Origin of the sequence: Methanolobus sp. (assembly GCF_030682845.1) — an archaeon.
GTDB lineage: Archaea > Halobacteriota > Methanosarcinia > Methanosarcinales > Methanosarcinaceae > Methanolobus.
In genome coordinates this window covers 1-4,012 of record NZ_JAUXNK010000100.1, presented here as the reverse complement: position 1 = coordinate 4,012, position 4,012 = coordinate 1, and the positions used below count along the sequence as shown (strand labels likewise).

The 4,012-nt window shown below is 44.4% G+C and carries 3 protein-coding genes; all 3 read right to left on the bottom strand.

Annotation, left to right across the window (positions count from 1 at the left end):
- The coding region (locus Q8J68_RS13680) for a hypothetical protein (protein ID WP_305312070.1) at positions 1-2,710 on the bottom strand (2,710 nt) is incomplete at its 3' end.
- A 1-nt stretch (position 2,711) separates the two neighbouring features.
- Positions 2,712-3,656 (bottom strand): DUF4007 family protein, encoded by a 945-nt coding sequence (locus Q8J68_RS13675; RefSeq protein ID WP_305312069.1) that lies wholly within the window; start codon positions 3,654-3,656, stop codon positions 2,712-2,714.
- Complete coding sequence (locus Q8J68_RS13670; RefSeq protein WP_305312068.1) at positions 3,656-3,814, bottom strand: hypothetical protein; 159 nt, start codon at positions 3,812-3,814, stop codon at positions 3,656-3,658. The genes Q8J68_RS13675 and Q8J68_RS13670 overlap by 1 nt, the downstream gene beginning before the upstream one ends.
- Positions 3,815-4,012 lie beyond the last annotated feature (198 nt).

Sequence of the window (4,012 nt, the reverse complement as noted above, 5' to 3'; positions counted from 1 at the left end):
TGGCTTCAGGTGTCAAGTTGTCAGTTTCCTTGGTGTATTTTGGAAGCCTCTGGACGAATTTCACAAGGGGGTTAATAATGCTGAGCAAGGTTACGTTTCGAATCTTTTTATTATCCTTGATGCTTGAGGATGAGACAACTTCACCAAGCTCCTCAAATAGCTTTATCCTTAGACCTGAAACCTCAAGATACTTCACAGCGAAAAGTGCTGGCTTCTTGGTAAGCAGTTCAAAATGCTCGGGGCCGAGCACCGGGATATAGGAGCCATCATAATAAACGCTCAAGTAATCGCTGTGATGAAGAAAAACGGCCAGTAGAAGCACAGGGATTGCTCCCTGTTTCATACCGTACGGCGGTTTTTGCAGAATGGCATACAGGCTATCAATGGATTGAGTAGTCTCCTTGGATGCCTTACAGAAATCCTCTATCGCCATCCATACATTATAAACACCCGATTCCCGCGTTGGGCCTCCGAATTCCCAGTTCTCGCCATTAAAGGTATGAATGCCCGTGCTGAGTAGCAAGGAATCATACATGCTACACTCCGGGCCATGCCCTGTCAGTCCAAGTCGCTCTTTATCCGCACGGCACAGCATTGCCTCGATAAGCTCACGCCGTGCCTTTGCTCCCTGTGATGTAAGCTCGCGCTTATTGATTAACTCGTTCCAAAGGACAGGTCCTCTCGAATAGATCTCATCACAAAGGGCAGAAAGCCTTGCGTTAAAAGCCGCGATATCCGAGAAACTCTCAAGGTGATCTGTAATATAACAAGCTGAATTTGTCACATCGAATGATTTCTCAATATGATTCCTCAATATATCTTCAGCAATATATAACCGATGACGAACTTCCTTCCTTGCCACTCCATCGGAAAGGAGTTCTTTTCGATTCTTGTTAATATTCTGGAGAGCAGCATATTCATTTGCCGCATGCCGAAGCGCTTTCGTATCTGTAGCGCATATAACGATAACCGGCTTGCCGTCCTCAGTGAAAGATTGAATAGACTCCGTAGAAGTATGCTTCCCAGCCATATAGACAATAACGCCATCGCTCTCAATCCTGCTGCATTTTATATTCTCGTTAATGGTATCGGCATAGCATCTCTCAAAGTAACGGGTTACTCCAGTCACATAGCTATGCCTTCTGGCCACAAGAGGCTTCAGGGGCGAAAGTTCACTGAGGACGTTAGTGAGATTGAGGTCTGCCCTTTGAATCTCTTCTGCAAGCTCTTTTTCGATATCAAAATCAGTTCCCTCCCATATGCGTAGGCCATCAATCGCATTTATATGCCTTACGATTCCCTTCGAAGTAAGGTCTTTTATCACCTTGAACCAATACTCCATGGCCTTGTCCGAGACCGGATCTTCACAAAGGGAAAGCGCTACCGTATTAGGTGACGCCTTCAAAGAGCCCATGCTTGCAATCAAGTTCAGGATGCCAATTGTCTTTAGAGTACTAAGAGAATCGATATCAAGATTGCTAAGCTCTGAAATTCTGCTCTGGATTTCAATCCATTTCTGATTCTGTGAGCGAGATGTTATTGCGATTGAGGCAGATTCGATGAAAAAGTCATAGAGATTATGCACCTTGAGCATGGGTAGCTTGCCATCAAATTCAGCACTCTTTAGAAAAGCTTTGAATGAATGAGGTTCGTCACTTGCAAGAAATGTAAATAGCGTCCTATCATTTTGGGCGAATTTATTACATAAGACTGGCAATACTAATGCGCATAGCGGATGAAAAGGATAGACATGCCCAATGTCCGAGATATTCATCCTGCCAAGCTCCAAGGCTGTCAGTGCGGCTTTCCAGCTCCTTGCCCAATCGCCAATCTGACGCTTTCTTAATGCATCAAGCCCAGTTTGGTCAATTGCATCGGCAATAAGGTGCACCAGTCTCGTTGGAGATTCAGCGAAGGGAATATCCTCGAATCTGCCTTGGATTTTCATCCATTCATTTCGCTGGGATGTAGCAAGACCATGTGAGTAGTCATAAAAGGCTTGGTGTAGCAAACCAAGGAAAAATATCGTTGGGCTACTGTCTCCGGATGGCAACTCAGCAATCTGCTGTAAAAGATAGAGGTCTGCGGTTGCTTGGTTTTGTGAGCAATACTCAAGATTCTTCCCAAGCTCATCCACAATGATGATGATTCCGCTTTTTGAAGACTTTCCGAACTCGACCAAGAGCCTTAAAACTAATTCGCTTGGAACATGTTCCCCTTTGATGGTTCTTTCATATAAATCATCAAGACTTGACCTCAACTGGCCTTTCTGTCCCCTTGCATTTGAATAGAACCTGTCAGAGCCATACTTTAAGCCCCTCACCAGGGTGTTTGCAATAGGTTCTCTCTGTGCAGTTACGACTGCCTTTATGAACCCACGCTCAGGGATTGCTCTATTTATCTTCTGACTATTAATGTTAGTGGACTTGAGTATCTTATAGGCATTCTTCCTAATCTCTTCTTCTCTTGAGGAACATATAGCTGACAAAAAATGTGCGAAAGACGATTTGCCTGTCCCATACGCGCCTGTGATAGTCCATGCCCTTACCGCATTAGGAGTCGTTATTGAATCAATTAAACGATTTATCAAGCCCTCGACTTTGGGACTTACAATGTAGCCATTAACGCTATCGGATATTTCGAGGTCACGCTCCAGGTTTACAGATCGGGTATACCTACGCTTGACCTTGATGCTCTCAAAGAGCGCCACTTTAGTTTTTACCTCTATTGTAATAGTCCTCTAAGAGCTTTCTTGAAAGAACCTTGGGCTCCCCTTCGAAGGACATCTGTATCAAACCAGCCGTATCGGATAGAAATATCTCATCACTATGCCTTGCTATGCTCTCGATAGCATCGGCCAAGGCGCTTTCTGAGAGCCTAAAGCAAAGGCCGGGGCTTCCAGCCTCATATGCAAGGCGAGAGATTGATATCGTTTTCGCAGCTTCTTGTATTATGTCAACGTAATCAAGGCAGGTGGCAACGATTACGCCTGGTGGTAGGTTATGTTTGGAGCCAGTGTTAAATATATAGCGTTTGGAATCGCCATAATTATGTATTAGTCCAAGTTCTGTGAAGGGGCTATCGATAGAGTCCTCTTCAGTGACTTTGTTCCCATGCTGTTCAGTATACATTCTTAATATACAGGCAACGTCCTTCATTACAGAGGATTCAAAAATGCGGTTGTTGAGGAATGAGCTGTTCTTGAATTCGATTAGGCTGTCCCTGACCTCTTCAGCCCCGAAGGTGTTTTTGTTGAAGACATTAAAGACGTAATACCAAGCCGTCGCATGGCATGGGGGCTTCAACAAATACCAATGTAAAAGCCATAGTGAGGCTGGATCTTCAAGATATGGATCCCAGCCTCCATTGCCGAGAAGGTTCTGTCCAAACGCGGTGGGGGCAATGTGCCTTCCCTGACCTTGTTCTTTTATCTCCTCAAGCACCTTAAAAGTAATACACCAATACTTGATGGCCTTGACCATATTTTTCCCGACGCCGAGGATGCTGGGCGCAGCTTTACTCAAAAAGACATCGGGGGTCTCGATAGCCTTGTCGAATCCCTTCTTGAGCCATCCGAAACGAGGGTGAAATGTCTCATGCCTCGCAAAGACAGGGTTGATGTTTTGGTTGCTCTTATCTTTTATGATCGATTCCATTATCTTTTACCCACCGCAAAACCTATATCTTCTTTTTTTAGCTTGATGGAATCATTTCGGGGAAAAAGCGAGCTTTTATCTTTGAGTGGCATTGATCCTGATTTTGTTGGAAAAGCCTTATGCCTGGTAGCCCTCTTTTTAGCCCCATATCTAACCATGCTGCCTCACATTATATCGTAATGAAGATATAAATGAATACCACATATTTTCGCTGGCCGGCAAGCAGCGAACGGTCAGTAATGAGTGATCAGTTATTGTACACTCCTACCTTCTTGGTTATGATGCAATAAACTGGCTCATTCCGAAGAGATACTCAGAGTTTTTCGTCTATGGGGTCAGACTTGCTTATTGACATT

Excerpts from the sequence above, each read along its gene's own strand:
- Q8J68_RS13670 (WP_305312068.1), bottom strand. The coding sequence starts at position 3,814 with ATGGTTAGATATGGGGCTAAAAAGAGGGCTACCAGGCATAAGGCTTTT.
- Q8J68_RS13675 (WP_305312069.1), bottom strand. The coding sequence starts at position 3,656 with ATGGAATCGATCATAAAAGATAAGAGCAACCAAAACATCAACCCTGTC.